The 15,002-nt window shown below is 25.9% G+C and carries 8 protein-coding genes and 1 tRNA gene; 1 reads left to right on the forward strand and 8 read right to left on the reverse strand.

Annotated elements, in window-relative coordinates; genetic code table 11:
• Positions 1-436 precede the first annotated feature (436 nt).
• From ubiE to ftsY, 5 genes are all read right to left on the reverse strand, one after another.
• Positions 437-1,195 (reverse strand): bifunctional demethylmenaquinone methyltransferase/2-methoxy-6-polyprenyl-1,4-benzoquinol methylase UbiE, encoded by a 759-nt coding sequence (ubiE, locus tag BOBLI757_RS03150; RefSeq protein ID WP_046305332.1) that lies wholly within the window; start codon positions 1,193-1,195, stop codon positions 437-439.
• Between the two features lie 141 nt (positions 1,196-1,336).
• Positions 1,337-2,680, reverse strand: a complete 1,344-nt coding sequence (gene rmuC / locus BOBLI757_RS03155) for a DNA recombination protein RmuC (protein ID WP_144406200.1) — start codon at positions 2,678-2,680, stop codon at positions 1,337-1,339.
• 1,170 nt (positions 2,681-3,850) lie between these two features.
• Positions 3,851-6,154, reverse strand: a complete 2,304-nt coding sequence (gene metE / locus BOBLI757_RS03160; RefSeq protein WP_046305336.1) for a 5-methyltetrahydropteroyltriglutamate--homocysteine S-methyltransferase — start codon at positions 6,152-6,154, stop codon at positions 3,851-3,853.
• 347 nt (positions 6,155-6,501) lie between these two features.
• Complete coding sequence (rpoH, locus tag BOBLI757_RS03165; protein ID WP_046305338.1) at positions 6,502-7,359, reverse strand: RNA polymerase sigma factor RpoH; 858 nt, start codon at positions 7,357-7,359, stop codon at positions 6,502-6,504.
• Positions 7,360-7,953: 594 nt separating this feature from the next.
• On the reverse strand, positions 7,954-8,940 hold the full coding sequence (ftsY, locus tag BOBLI757_RS03170) for a signal recognition particle-docking protein FtsY (protein ID WP_052712354.1): 987 nt from the start codon (positions 8,938-8,940) through the stop codon (positions 7,954-7,956).
• 418 nt (positions 8,941-9,358) lie between these two features.
• On the opposite strand from ftsY, the gene rsmD reads away from it, so the two are divergent.
• The gene (gene rsmD / locus BOBLI757_RS03175; RefSeq protein WP_046305339.1) at positions 9,359-9,958 is read left to right on the forward strand and encodes a 16S rRNA (guanine(966)-N(2))-methyltransferase RsmD; all 600 of its coding nucleotides are present in this window, start codon (positions 9,359-9,361) and stop codon (positions 9,956-9,958) included.
• A 1,586-nt stretch (positions 9,959-11,544) separates the two neighbouring features.
• Here the strand turns inward: rsmD and BOBLI757_RS03355 are convergent.
• The 3 genes from BOBLI757_RS03355 to BOBLI757_RS03185 all read right to left on the reverse strand — a co-directional run bounded on the left by BOBLI757_RS03355 (position 11,545) and on the right by BOBLI757_RS03185 (position 13,759).
• Positions 11,545-11,706 (reverse strand): hypothetical protein, encoded by a 162-nt coding sequence (locus BOBLI757_RS03355; protein ID WP_203224898.1) that lies wholly within the window; start codon positions 11,704-11,706, stop codon positions 11,545-11,547.
• Between the two features lie 680 nt (positions 11,707-12,386).
• Positions 12,387-13,280 (reverse strand): homoserine O-succinyltransferase, encoded by an 894-nt coding sequence (locus BOBLI757_RS03180; RefSeq protein ID WP_046305341.1) that lies wholly within the window; start codon positions 13,278-13,280, stop codon positions 12,387-12,389.
• Positions 13,281-13,684: 404 nt separating this feature from the next.
• Positions 13,685-13,759, reverse strand: a tRNA-Ile gene (locus BOBLI757_RS03185).
• Positions 13,760-15,002 lie beyond the last annotated feature (1,243 nt).

Below are 15,002 nucleotides of genomic sequence, written 5' to 3' on the forward strand. Positions count from 1 at the left end.
TTTCTTACACAAGATCTTATTTTTAAAAATGATTGCATGCAATTATTAACTACTTACCTATATAACCTAATATGTAACTAAATAAAAAACATATATAATAAAATTATGTATAAATAAAATTCTTTTTTGTCATGTTATGTGAAATGCATGATGCCATTACTATTAATTTCTAATGTTAATGTTTTTATAAACAACATAATTAATTTTAAAATAATAATGCAACCCAAGTTATTTTATTAAAAATGTGATATAAATTATATTTTATAATATATTTATCATGTTTTATTTTTTATATAAAATATTTTATATCTAAACTATTCTGCACACTAACATTAACCTACCTTGACATATTAATGATATCAATTAATTTTTTACAAAATTTAAAAATTATCTATAAAATGATAACAATTAATGTTTTAATTGTTATACCTACCAATTACAATTTATAACCATAATGTACAGCTACAATACCACCAGTCATATTAAAATATTTAATTTTACTAAAACCATTCTTTTTCATCATATTTTTTAACATATCTTGATCAGGATGTATGCGTATTGATTCAACTAAATAACGATAACTATATTCATCATTAACAATCAACTTACCAAGTTTAGGTAAAATATAAAAAGAATAAAAATTATATAATTTATTCAATAAAATATATAACGGTTTAGAAAATTCTAAAATCAATAACTTACCTCCATACTTTAATACCCGATGCATTGAACGTAATGCCTGTTCTTTTTCAGTAATATTACGTAAACCAAAAGAAATAACAACACAATCAAACACTTCATCCTTAAAAGGTAACATCTCAGCATTACTTTGTACATAATATATATTACTAAGTAATCCCAAATTACGTAATTTTCTGCGTCCCTCCTGCAACATATAATTATTATTATCTGCTAAAACAACCATACCTTGTGTACCTACCAAATTAACAAACTTTACAGTTAAATCACCTGTACCTCCAGCAACATCTAAAACCTTATGACCATAACTTACTCCACTATATTTTATTAACATACATTTCCAAATCCGATGAATGCCAAAAGACATCAGATCATTCATAAAATCATATTTTGTAGATACGGAACGAAAAACATTAAATACCATGGAAGATTTTTTATTTCTTTCTACAAAATTATAACCAAAATCTACAAAATCATTATTATCTTTTATATTCATATTATTAAATTTAATCAATTAAAATATGTATTACATTATAAAAATGTAATTGTTAAATTTATTTTTGCAAAAAAAAATAAATTTATATTTTCATCTTCCTACAAAATATTACACAAAATCATTATAATGTTTCTTGTTTTGTTAATTTGGTTTAGTAACTATATCTACGTTATCTAAAGTATCTAATTTAACCATATCTTCTTTTTTAGTAAAAATAGAATGTTTTACTTCTACACCAAGAATACGAAAATCTTCCGCTTGACTAACAATATTAGCATTACCTTCAAATAATTTTTTCTTTGCTAACTGATAATGTATTTGCACTTTATCCAAAGTTTGACCTAATTTATTAAAATCATCAACAAATAAACGTATTTTATCATATAAACGTGCCGCCCTTTTTGCTATTTTTTGAACATTACGATTTTGATATTCATAACGCCACAAATTATTAATCGTTCGTAATGCTACTAATAATGTGCTAGGACTAACTAACATAATATTACGAGATATTGCTTCATTAATTAATTCTGGATGTTCATTTATTGCAATTATAAAAGCAGGTTCAATGGGTATAAAAAGCAATATATAATCAAGTGTTCGTATATTGGCTGCTTGTTGATAATTTTTCTTGCTTAATAATTTAATATGAGAACGTAAAGAACTAATATGGTCAGTAAAAGCTGCCTGACGTTCTAGTTCATCACTGCTGTTAAAATATCGTTCATAAGCTAATAATGACATTTTTGAATCAATAATAATATCTTTATTCTGAGGTAAATGAACTATAACATCAGGTTGCAATTTATGACCATCTTCCTGTTGAAGATGCACTTGAGTATGAAATTCATACCCTTCTCTCATCCCAGAAGATTCTAACACTCTACTTAAAACCAATTCCCCCCAGCCTCCTTGGATTTTATTATTACCTTTTAAAGCTTGAGTTAAGTTAACTGTTTCTTGTACCATTGTCATACTTACATTTTGTAAATTATGTATTTCATGAGACAATGTACATATAGTACGTTCTTCTTGGGAAAAATTTTCATGTATTTGTCGATAAAAATTATCAATTTGCTCACGCAAAGGAATTAATAATTTACTAATACTCAATGTATTTTGCTTATCAATTTTATAACTACTACATTCAAAAATACGGTTTGCCAAATTTTCAAACTGTACAACAAACTTTTGTTCAGTAGCGACTAACAATTTTTGTTTTTCTTCCGATGCTAATTTTATATCTTCCAAACGTATAGCTGCCGCTTTAAGTTCAATTGCTTGACAATTATTTATATCACGCTGAATTTTTAACTCATGGTGAAGATCATCACATTTTTGACGAAAAGGCGTTAAAAATAATACTTGTTCTTCAACAAGAACTAATTTACTTTGCAACTCAGAAAATATTTTTTCTTTATGTTTAAACTCTTTTTCCATTTGACGATATAAATTAATTTCACGTTTAAAATTTCGTATTGTCATTTTTAAAATTTGTTCATGATTAATATATTTATTTTCCTTTGTTATAAAATCTTTTTTTTTTATAAAATTAACACTTATCCAACTTGTTAATATACTAAAAAATATTAAAATAAATATAAAAAAAACAAAAATCCAGTTTTCCAAATAGTTCACATAATCCTCCTGGAGTACCATAATACCTGAACATAATAGATAAACTTATAATAACTTAAATATATATAACAACAATACAAAATATGACAGACATCTTGTGTAAATAACATAACAAAGTAATTAAAAACAAATAAAATACAGAATATAAAACTTTAATTTAAATTAACCAAAACATATCAACAAACATGAAAAATATTACTTATAATAAATGCACAAAAATAAATTATTTTAATTAAAAATCTCATTAATAATTATCAACAATACTTTAATTGCCATAATTTTAAATTTTTATCTCAATAAATTTTTTTAATAATTGACAAATATTACATTTTATTTTGATTGATATATTTTATTATAATATTACATAAATAATAACGTACCTAACTTACATTTATTCATTTAAACAATATAACAAAATAATAACCATATTACTCAAAATACAACAACTTATCTTTATAATTTTAAATTATATTGTAACCCCACAACAATACAAAAAAAATACTGTAACCTTTATGCATATAACAATATAAATAATAATGTTACACGACAAAAATACAGAAAATCTTTAACTAACGACTATGGTATATCTGAATAACATAAATATTGATATACACAGTTATTAATAGATACTTTAATTGTAATCTATGTTATTACATAATATAATTGATATAATATACCGTGCAGTTAATAATAATGATTATTTATAGCTAATGGATGTTAATTTAATTCACTATATAAAATAAACAAAAACACAACAAACCCCATTTAATGTTAATTACCATTAAGTGAAATAAAATTTTTATCTTATTAACATATATTACAGAACTTACTCATATCATACATAATAACGTCAAACATTTCAAAATATCAAAACAAAATCTATAATGTATCATTTACTGCATTTAAACTGAAAATAAAAATTTACATATATACTAAAATAACGATTCAAATAAAACACGTCAACATATATTTTGGTGATTGTAAAATCAAATTAATACAATCTTACTTTGTAAGATATTAATATTTTTTTATAAAGGATCCACGAATTTTTTTTGCAGCTAAAACCATATTCCGTAATGATTCCCGTACTTCTAGCCATGACCTGGTTTTTAATCCACAATCAGGATTAACCCACAAACGTTCTATTGAAATATAATTTAACATCTTATGAAGCCGATGAATAAAACATTCTTCACTTGGCACATGTGGTGAATGAATATCATATATACCTGGACCAATTTCATTAAAATAATCAGATTTTTTAAACACTTCTAGCAATTCCATATTAGAACGAGAAGATTCAATAGTAATAACATCTACATCTAATGCAACAATAGCATCTATAATATCATTAAATTTAGAATAACACATATGAGTATGAATTTGAGTTTCATCTTTCACTCCAGAAATACAAATTCTAAAAACCTTTGTAGCCCAACTTAAATATTCTGACCAACATGACTTCTTCAATGGTAAACCTTCACGTAAAGCCGGTTCATCAATTTGAATAATACTAATACCGCAGTTTTCCAAATCACTTACTTCGTCTCGTATAGCTAAAGATATTTGTAAAGCTATATTTTTACGACTAACATCTTCGCGAACAAAAGACCAATGTAAAATAGTAATTGGACCTGTTAATATACCTTTAACAGGTTTATTAGTGATTGATTGAGCATAACTTATCCATTTAACAATCATACACTCGTTATTTTTACGACTTATGTCTCCAATGATTATAGGTGGTTTCACACATCGTGATCCATAACTTTGAACCCATCCATTCTGAGTGAAAACAAAACCACTTAAACGTTCAGCAAAATACTCTACCATATCATTACGCTCTATTTCACCATGTACTAACACATCCAAATCTAAATTTTCTTGTTCAATAACAGCTTCTTTAATATATTGTTTAATATTAGATTCATACTGAATAATATCCATATTCCCGGATTTAAAATCTAAACGTATTTTTCTAATACCTTCTGTTTGAGGTAACGAACCAATAGTTGTAGTAGGTAAAATAGGTAATTTTAAATATTTCTGCTGAATTTTACTACGAATTTTATAAGAACTCCTTTGAGAACAAAATTCCACAGCAATCATTTTTTCTAAACGTTTTGCCAAACATTTATCATGTACAAAATGAGAATTCAACTGCAAATCATTTAATGATGAATAATGCTTAAGAATATCTTGAAATTCAATATTATCAATTTTATTTAAAGCAGTACACAACATAGCTAATTCCATACATTTTTGTACCGAAAAAGAAAAACAATTTTTTATCTTCTCATCCAAATTATTTTCTGTACATAAATCTACTGGACTATGTAATAAAGAACAAGATGATCCTAGCCAAATGATGCGGTCTTTTACTAATACAGATAATTTTTTAAAACAACTATATAAATCTGAACGCCAAATATTACGACCATTAATAATTCCTGCAGATAAAAGCCAACATGACGGTATTTTTTTATTAACTAAATCTAAATTACTACCTTTTATGGTGCAATCAACATGTACGCCCTGTACTGGCAACTCTCGAATAACATTAATTTGATGATCAATTGTATCAAAATAAGTAGTTAGTAATATTTGTACCTGATCTTTTAATTCAAAATATGCATTATAAAACGCTTCTTGCCATTCATTCGATAATTCTAATACAAGTATAGGTTCATCAATTTGGACCCAAGTTATACCTTTATCAGCCAATTTTTTTAGTATCTCTCTATACACAGATAATAAAGATTTTAATAATGATAACTTATTAAACTTTTTACCTTGCACTTTACCTAACCATAAATAAGTAAGTGGCCCAAGTAATATCGGTTTAATCTTATAGCCTAGTGCTAAAGCTTCATCTACTTCATCTAATAATTGTATCCATTTTAATTTAAATTGTTGATTGTAAGTTAATTCTGGAACGATATAATGATAGTTAGTATTAAACCATTTAGTCATATCTGATGCAGGTATTGATTTTCCATCTTGATTACAACCTCGAGCAATACGAAATAACATATTGAAATCAATATTATCGTCTTCTTGACACAAACGATGTCTAACTGGAATATTATTTACCATTAGACTAGTAGTTAAAACATGATCGTACCAAGCAAAATCACCGACTGATAATAAATCTATACCAGTATCTTGTTGTTGTTGCCAATGACGTTCTCTCAATTGACGACCAACAGCAAATAATTTTTGTTCATTTAATTTTCCTGTCCAATAACTCTCCAATGCCTTTTTTAATTCACGATGAAGACCTATACGTGGAAACCCAAGTATATGACTTAAAATTGCCATTATTTGTTGCTCCAAAAAAAAGTAAAAAGTCTAAATATGTATATAATTACATAATAATTAATTATTATCATTATTCGTAATTTTGTACATAAAAACAAAAGTTAATTAAACTTGTTTTTAAATTACAAAACAAGAGATTTTTTTGAGATAAGCTTATATACATTATTAATATTACCATCACAAAATCATCTCACAAAAAATCATTCCAAACAATTTTTTGCATTAACATATAATCATCCTACAATCCACACAACAGAAATTAAATTTAAAATAATTGTTATTTCCAATAACAATTAAAATAAATTTTAAAAAATAAATCAAAAAGAGTTATTTACTCATATACAATATTAACTAGTTTCAATAATAAAACGCATTTTTTTTAGTGCATTTTTTTCTAATTGACGTACTCTTTCAGCTGAAATACTAAATTTATTAGCTAATTCTTGCAATGTGCTCTTATTATCCACGTCTAACCAACGAGAACAAATGATACATTTACTACGTTCATCTAAACTTTCTAAAGCACAATGCAGCTTATCAGAAACATAACCACCCCACCAATCATCTTCGCCAGAAAGATCACTATTTACTTTATCCTGCAAATATAAAACAGGTGGCATAAATGTGCCCTCTCGATATTCATCATCTACTGACTGTTCAAAAGCCATATCTTGAGCAGTCATCCGAGATTCCATCTCACGCACATCTCTGCTACTCACTTGAAGTTCTTTTGCAACCATTTCTACTTCTCTTTGATTAAACCATCCAAATCGTTGTTTTGTTTTTCGTAAATTAAAAAATAATTTACGTTGCGCTTTTGTAGTAGCTACCTTAACAATACGCCAATTCTTTAAAACATATTCGTGTATTTCAGCTTTTATCCAATGCACTGCAAATGAAACTAGACGAACATCTAACTCTGGATTAAAACGACGCACTGCCTTCATCAAACCGATATTACCTTCTTGAACCAAATCAGCTTGAGGTAATCCATATCCAGAATAATTTCGAGCAACATTTACGACAAATCGTAAATGAGATAAAATAAGTTGCTTAGCAGCCAATAAATCACCATGATAATGCAATCGTTTAGCTAATTCTCGTTCTTCTTCTGCTGTTAACATAGAGTAAGTATTTACAGTTCTAATATAAGCTTCTAAATTCCCCTGAGAAACTAAAGATAAACTTTGCATATCTTTAACCATGTCTGCCCTTATATAAAGTGATACATATAGACAACAAAATCATAATTTAACAAATGTCTTTTTTAAAAAAATGAAATGAAATATTAAAGAAATCTGATCTACAAAATTATCTAACTAATAAAATAACTTACATTTGTCAAATAAAATAAAATCTTGACATGATAACTTAACACTTCGTTTGAAGGATAACAAAAACATTGACATAAATCAATATAAAATAGCAAATAATTACACAATCAAAAAATATAATACATTAATATAATTAGTATTTAAATTTACCTCTAAAGCATGGGTATAATTACACTCATAATTACGGTTGCTGTAAACATATATTAAGCAAAAAAATTACTTGATTGTTCTTTTTATTAAATAACTCAAAACGTAATCAAATTTTACACTAATTATATAAAACACCTTAATACTAATTCAGTATTTACTACTAAATGTTAAATAAAATTAGTAAAACAAAAATCACAACAAAGTAACGTGTACTCATTATAGCAGAATACTTACCCTATTGTGATAAGTACTATGCATATAGTAATAATACAACACCATGAACATTTTGGTATTTTTTGATAATAATTAAAAACGCTAAAAATTATCTTTAGAAAAAAGAGCTTCAACAAAATGTTGAACATTAAACTCCTGCAAATCCTCTATACCCTCTCCTATACCTATATAACGAATAGGTATTTTAAATTTATTAGCAATACTAAAAATTACTCCACCTTTAGCAGTACCATCCAATTTAGTGATAATAATTCCAGTAATTCCAATAAATTTATGAAATTCAGTAACTTGATATATAGAATTCTGACCAATACTAGCATCAATAATTAATATAATTTCATGTGGAGCTTCAGGATCTATTTTCTTCATAGTTTTAATATTTTTTTTCAACTCTTTTATTAAATAGGATTTATTTTGTAATCTGCCCGCGGTATCTATAATTAAAACATCAATTTGACGTGATTTTGCTGCTTGAATGGAATCAAAAATAACAGCAGAAGTATCAGCACCTGCTTGTTGTGCAATTACTGTAACTTGATTATATAACCCCCACATTTGTAATTGTTCTATTGCAGCAGCACGAAAGGTATCACCTGCTGACAACATAACTTTTTTTCCTTCTAGTTTATATCTATAAGATAATTTACCGATTGTAGTAGTTTTGCCGACCCCATTTACACCTACAACTAAAATAACAAATGGTGATTTATTTTTTAAAACTAAAGGTTTATTGACTTTAAATAAAATTGATGTCATTTCTTGACGTAATTTTTCATATAAAAACTTTGCGTTATTTTCTTTAAAATCTATAGTATAATTCTGTAAAGTAGCAATAATCTTACGTGTAGTGTCAACTCCTACGTCTGCCATAATTAATTGCTCTTCTATATATTTTAATAAATATACATCATTTTTTTTATTTTTAAACAATTTAACAATTTCGTTATTTAACTTATGACGAGTTTTTATCAAACTATTTCTTAATCTATTCAATAAACTTTCACATTTTAATCGTATTGTTTGATTTTCATAATAATAAAAAAAGTTATAAAAATGAAAATTTTTCATGTCATATACATCCTTAAACTTAATAATCAACGAATAAAAACTCGTTGCAATAATTAATATAAATCAAGCAAAATAAAAACACATTACTCACCAATTTGTATATAATAACAAAATACATCTAATCCAATCGTATAAACCTATTAATCACGGCAATCCTAATCTACATAAATACATTTATTTCATAATAAAAAAAGACAAAACTTTTAGCGTTGTTTCTTTTATACTAATTAATCATTGACATTATACAGAACAATATACATTAAATATAAATACAAGAGAATCTGAGTTAACAACGCAACACGTATCGCTTTACAAGATAAACAATCGTACTTATGGTAGATATTTCAAGGGTCAAATTATACATGATACTCTTCAAATAATAAAAAACAAAAAAAAAGTTATATTTTGTGTAAAAGATATGTATAAAAAACATAAAAAAAAAATAAAAAATTTTCAAAACCTCCGTATTATCGGAGGTAAATGGCGGAGACGAAAATTACCTACAATGTATCACTCTTGTTTACGACCTACCACCAATAAAGCCAAAGAAATGTTATTCAATTGGTTAATTCCAGTAATTTCAGGTTCACATTGTTTAGACGGTTTTGCTGGTAGCGGATCTTTAGGTATAGAAGCTTTATCACGTCAAGCATCTAAAGTTACTTTTATAGAAAAAAATTATAAAAGCAGTGTTAATTTAAATAAAATTATAGATATATTTGATCCTAATAATAATGATATAAAAGTAATTAATGTCGATTTACACAAATGGTTGAAAAAATCTAATGAAATTTACAATATTGTATTTTTAGACCCACCATTTCGAAAAGATCTAATACATACAACAATTGAATTACTAGTACAATATAATCATTTAATTCATAACTCCTGGGTATATATAGAAACTGAAAAAACCAACAAACTTTACTTTTCAGAAAAATACTGGAAATTATATCGAAACAAAACAATTGGTAACTCTATGCATCAACTTTTTACATTCAATTCACTCGAAACTTAAGATAAAATAAAAACAATCATCGAATATAATAAAAATCATAAATGATACAAATCATAATTTTCACTTAATTCAGAATAAGCTATTTTACACACTGATTATATTAAGATCTGCTACTTAACTGTTTAAAAACGACGTTGACCATACAGTGTTATATACATGTTAAGTACAGTAATACTTTCACATAAACAACTTTAAAAATTCGATAATATATTTAATTGTGCTTATACGTCTTCACTTAGTAATGGAATATCCGCTTAATTTTTTAATAAATAAAAATTTTTACAATATCTAAATGTTCTAGATAAAACTAAACCCATAATAATTAATGAACCTAATATAAAAAACAGCTTAAATTAATGTCACCAAACTTTATAACAATTAATTAATACATTGTGATAAAGCCACCATGATAAGTAATTCTTGCGTTCACTTTTAATTTAGACAAAATGTTATTAACACATTTTTTTCTCATTTAACATACCATTGATCAAAAATAAATACAACAAAATTACACTTTAGGTACAAATTTTATGTTCATGTAATGCAAGTAACGTTTCCAAATTCATATAGAATAATTAGTTGTAATAAAATTACAATCAATAGATCTTTTGCTCTTTAAGTTCTGTAAATACTAGTAGTACAGTCATCGTTAATATATACTACCTATTTCTTTAAATTATTAAAGAGTAACAACTCAGTTTAAGCAATAAAAATTAGCAAACAATTCTATATGATGATTTCACTTGATATCAAATTACGACTGATTACTAAAAAATAAAATTATGCGAAATAAATGTTATCCCTTGATGTACAAATTAATAAAAAGCATATTGATCATTAATACCTAGTTCTCTTATATTATTATCAGTACTATTTCAATATAAAATAAAATTTTCATTACTATCTGCATTTTTTTGTTCATCAGATGCCATATTAATTTACTGCAAAAATATGACAGAAAACTTTATATATACTGATTACACACCAAAACAATTTCAGTGTATATTTCAAAAAAAACATTTCCTCATATACCCAATTATTAAAAACTAAAAGTACCGGCAAATTGTATTTAAACTTAAAATCAATGAAATAACTATAATGAAAACATTCTTCAACTCATTTTACCGTAACATAGCAACATATTTTTCCAAAAAATTTCTAATCTTTTTACTACATACACTATTGAAATAAAATATAAAAACGTCTAGTAATATGTTCTTTATTTTGTCATCAAATTAATTGCGAAAATCATTTACGAACATTATAAACATTACCCTTTATACTGTTCAATAGAAAAACTTTTTAAAGTAATTAAAATATTACATTTCTTAAATTCATTTTCTTATCTATTTTATAAAATACACATCACCAATATCAACAATAAATATATTTTAAAAATAATTTTTATAAACCTATCGGGCTTCCATAACTATACGATAATCAACAATTAAAATCATCACATGCCAACATTAACCATATTAATGATTTTCTTATTATTATATTCTTGTCATAATTTCAATTATGAATTAAGAATAAAACTTCTTCATCTTATCAAATATTACATTTATGTAAGTATTGTATTAACATTATGTACTACAAAAAAAGATTGCTTCTATTATACAATGCAATGCAAAAATGCAATACAACTTGGTGCGCGGTATCTGATAATTTTTTTCACTATTCAATATTAATCTAATAGCACTTTGAAAACCATATTCTTTTGCCAAAAACATAGAAAATAATACCACATTAATGGTTCCATCAGTAACAACATTTCTTTTTATTAAAATAGTCTAATCACACTTGATTATTAATAATCATTTAGAAAAGATTGAATGATCTTTTGCTATCTGTGATCAATAAACCAATAATTATTACGTTTATCATAACTTAAAATATTTTGCAATTTTTGTTTCAAGCAAAGTACAACTCAAGACTAATATTTTTGTCTAATTAATAACACCTTGTTCTAATAGAAATCATCGTTTTTGTTATAATTTGTTGTACGTTATAAAACATTTACAGTTTGTCAAATATATACAGTAAAAATTATTGAATTAAGAAAAATGCAACACTCCAATCTTTGAACATTTATCATTTAAACTAATGTATATACACCAGAATATAAACACATATGTAAAATGCATATATGCCATCTAATGAAAAAAACGAAATCATCTATAAATACACAAAATACAAAAATTAAAATCAAGTTTTCTTATTCAAGATATTTAAATGGCACAACAAATTTACAAAATCTATTGTGAAACTAAGATTAAAAATATTTTATACCTCACACCACATATCTTACAAAAATTAACGGTATTGAATAATAACACTCTTAATTGTTACGAAGCAACTTATCGATAAAACCTGTCAAAATAAGAAAACTTTTATTACTGTTTTTTATTACATACAAAAATATCTGTTACACTTGATTGACATAATAGTGGATCCAATTAGTAAATAATAAACACCCATGACTACGCCAAGTAGATGTAGGTATCAAATTAGAATTATTTTGTGGAAAATAATTTACGGGTAACACTGGATTTAAACCAATACGAAGATCTCGAAAATATTCATTAGCCAAAGTTATACTGTCATATTCCGGATGTCCTGTAACGCAAACAATTCGTTTGTCATAACTAGCAAATAAATAAGCTCCTATTTCTTCGGATGCTGCTAAAACTTCTAAATCAGTATTAGTACGTATTATTCTTGTAGGAAAATCAGTATAACGTGAATGAGGTGCTAAAAATGTATCATCAAATCCTCTTGTCAAAAATGCAAACGAATCTAATGTATCATGTTTATAAATACCCATCAATTTATTTTTACGAATCATCTGGGGAATATCATATAATATATTTAATGCAGCTTGCGCTGCCCAACAAATAAATAAAGTTGAAGTTACGTGTTGTATAGCCCATTGTATAATTTCTTTTATTTTTGTCCAAAAAAACACATCACAGAATTTTATTAATCCTAATGGTGCTCCAGTAATAACTAAACCATCATATTTTTCGTTCTTAATATCTATAAAATTACAATAGAAATTATTCAAATGACCAACAGGAGTATTCTTAGGAGTATGTTGATCTACACGTAATAATTGTACATCAATCTGTAAAGGAGAACAGGATAATAAACGTAACAATTGATTCTCTGTTTCAATTTTTTTTGGCATAAGGTTAAGAATAAGTACTTTTAATGAATTGACTGTCGTCATATTTTTAGATGATTCAGTAGTCATTAAAAAAATATTTTCTTTACGTAAAAAATCTACTGCAGGTAATTTATCTAATACCCGAATTGGCATATCTGAATATCCCTTAATGATTCTTGTTGAAAATTTCGAAAATAATCTTCAATATTTTAATTAACCTAAAATAGATCTACTTGGGAGACAAAACAATTTATAGGCAAAACAAAAATCCAACGGCTATTTTGATTTTAATATAGATTTTGGTTATTGTGCGTGACAGACTGTGATTCTGAAATGTTATAATATACACAATTTGTCATATAATTCATTATTGACCATTTACATATTTTTTGAATGTTAGCATGGTATTTTTTTTCTGCAAGACTCCCTACTATTCTGTACTCACTAAAATGTACTGATGGCATTAGCTGTGATTACTAGCTTGTCGTTAATTAAGCAGCTATCGTTTATAAATTATGCATGCAAAAAATGTAAAATATAATATTGTACATTAACATTAGGCTTGAGTGGACTTGAACCACCGACCTCACCCTTATCAGGGGTGTGCTCTAACCAATCTGAGCTACAAGCCTAAATTGACATGGGTAAAGAATAAACAAACGTGTGATAAAACAATAATATAAAATGGCACAGAAAGTAGCACACCTTAAAAAAATTAACGAAAAAAACACTTGCGATATAATTGTTTGATATCTTTAAATACTCTCTTTCGTTTTTCTAAATATTTTTGATGTTCTTCATGACCAAAACAGTCGTCACATGCTCAATTTATCGTATAGTACTGTGAAATGTTATAGTAACAAAAAACACTGAACATCAAAACGCTAAACATATAGATACACAATTATATATAATTTCAGAGGAACTGTATGTTCCAGTTTTTGGTTAATTACTGTGTTTTAATTTGCTGTGTGTAATTCTCCTAAATTTGCAGGTAATAATTGTTTTTTTTAAATCAAAATTGTAACTGTTGAAATTAACCACAAAATAAAAAAGTTACTTACAGTATGGAAATTACAACTTCGTTAATTCAGGTTGTTTTGTTACTTTTCCTTTAATATTTAATTTAATATTAACGACTAGGTTTCCATTCTACACCGAAATTTATTTACTTTTGTACAACTATTACTTACAGATTTTTATTGGTTACAAACTACTGTCATGCTACTTATTGATTTATTGTACAACATGAAGATATCTGTAATAGACAGATATCTTCATGTTGTACAAATCTTCATATTCCTATAAGAAGTATCATAAACTTTAGTTATCCCTAACATATATTTTATTAAAAATTAAAACATCCTAAGTAATATCAGCACGCACTGTACCTTAGATATCTATCATCTGCAACGGAGTTGCTTTAAAAGGTATTTTCTGCTCTGTTAGTCTTTACTTGACTTTTTCTTTTTCTATTTTGTTTTATATTTTGTTTGTTGTTCCTGTCCTTTGATTTCTTCGATTTTCTATTGTTATTGTCTTTGTCCTCCGGTGTTAATTTTTAATGACTTTAGTATTTAAGCAACCAGTGTATAATAACTGAACTTGTCCGTCAATTATATATCGGTTAACATATTGACTTTGACTCGCTATCATTTTATTATCATAAGCATTATCGTTAGTACTGTCAATTTTTTGTTTTGGTATACGTCAGTGTTGTCAATAGTCCATCAATTATCTGTGGCCAATGAGTACTGTCATGATATTGCACTATAATTGATGCTTAAGCGTGATCTTTTTTAAATTGACATGCTTTGATATTGTTAACATCTTTCGCAAGTAATTGTAAATGTATATTCTAGGATACTTAATCTC

Source organism: Blochmannia endosymbiont of Camponotus (Colobopsis) obliquus (assembly GCF_000973545.1).
Classification (GTDB): Bacteria; Pseudomonadota; Gammaproteobacteria; order Enterobacterales; family Enterobacteriaceae; genus Blochmanniella.

Excerpts from the sequence above, each read along its gene's own strand:
- ftsY (WP_052712354.1), bottom strand. The coding sequence starts at position 8,940 with ATGAAAAATTTTCATTTTTATAACTTTTTTTATTATTATGAAAATCAA.
- BOBLI757_RS03180 (WP_046305341.1), bottom strand. The coding sequence starts at position 13,280 with ATGCCAATTCGGGTATTAGATAAATTACCTGCAGTAGATTTTTTACGT.
- rsmD (WP_046305339.1), top strand. The coding sequence starts at position 9,359 with ATGTATAAAAAACATAAAAAAAAAATAAAAAATTTTCAAAACCTCCGT.
- rpoH (WP_046305338.1), bottom strand. The coding sequence starts at position 7,359 with ATGGTTAAAGATATGCAAAGTTTATCTTTAGTTTCTCAGGGGAATTTA.
- rmuC (WP_144406200.1), bottom strand. The coding sequence starts at position 2,680 with ATGACAATACGAAATTTTAAACGTGAAATTAATTTATATCGTCAAATG.
- metE (WP_046305336.1), bottom strand. The coding sequence starts at position 6,154 with ATGGCAATTTTAAGTCATATACTTGGGTTTCCACGTATAGGTCTTCAT.
- ubiE (WP_046305332.1), bottom strand. The coding sequence starts at position 1,195 with ATGAATATAAAAGATAATAATGATTTTGTAGATTTTGGTTATAATTTT.